A 566-nucleotide genomic window follows, 5' to 3' on the forward strand; every position below is an offset into this window, starting at 1 on the left:
AGCCCAAACACATCCCAAGTTTGTACGATCTCATAGTCTTTTTTAGGCACCAAGCAGGTCAGGAATTCTTGCTCATGCAGGCCTCCTAAAAAGACCCAGTCGGCGTGGTCGACCCCACTGGAGAACTTCCAGCGACCGCTAAAGCGATAGCCGCCCTCCACCGGGGTGGCGACGCCACCGGGCTGGAAGGTGGAGGAGATGATGGCACTGCTGTCCTCTCCCCAGACATCCTGAGCAGCCTGATCATCGAACAAACCCATCTGGAAGTTGTGACAACCCATCACGCCGTATACCCAGGCGGTGGACATATCGGCTTCGGCCAAGCGCATCTGTAACTGGCTAAAGATCAGTGGGTGCATCTCATAACCACCCCAACGCTTGGGCTGTAGGACCCGAAAAAACCCGCCCTCACGCAGTTGCCGAATGATCGAGGGGTCAACACAGGTCTGCTTTTCTTGCTCTGGGGCGAGTTCGCGCACCTGGGCTACGATCGCTTCCAACTCGGTAAAGAGCCGTTGGGCCTGGTCTGACAGCTCGGGCTGTTGGATGGGCTGCTGCATTGGCAT

At 57.1% G+C, this 566-nt stretch carries 1 protein-coding gene; it reads right to left on the bottom strand.

All coding sequences use genetic code 11. The annotated features are described in order from the left end of the window. Nucleotides 1–566 (bottom strand): acyl-CoA dehydrogenase family protein (locus tag H2508_RS00030; protein ID WP_328799263.1); only part of this gene is annotated, 566 nt, incomplete at both ends.

The sequence above is a fragment of the Sediminihaliea albiluteola genome (genome assembly GCF_014077625.1).
GTDB lineage: Bacteria > Pseudomonadota > Gammaproteobacteria > Pseudomonadales > Halieaceae > Sediminihaliea > Sediminihaliea albiluteola.